Source organism: Pollutimonas rozaliensis (assembly GCF_048751585.1).
Lineage (GTDB): Bacteria > Pseudomonadota > Gammaproteobacteria > Burkholderiales > Burkholderiaceae_B.
Map to the genome: position 1 here is coordinate 1 of NZ_JAZHOB010000234.1, position 256 is coordinate 256.

Here is a 256-nt window from a genome sequence, read left to right on the forward strand (position 1 = left end):
GTGATTGGCCAGCATTCGCCGCCACCGTCCGGGCCACGGCACGCTTCTCCTTCTGGACCGCCGGGGCCGCCGCCCTGCTGTTTGCCCTGTTCGGCAACCAGCTGATTGCCCTGCTCACCGGGCTGGAAGAAGTGCGCGCGGTGGCCGCCGTCTATCTGCCCTGGATGGTGCAGATGCCGTTGATCGCCGTGTGGAGCTACCTGCTGGACGGCGTTTTCATTGGCACCACCGCCGTCAGCCAAATGCGTAACAGCAT

The 256-nt window shown here is 65.2% G+C and carries 1 pseudogene; it reads left to right on the top strand.

Annotation, left to right across the window (positions count from 1 at the left end):
• Positions 1-256: pseudogene (locus V0R37_RS22715) on the top strand (MATE family efflux transporter); the annotation flags it as partial.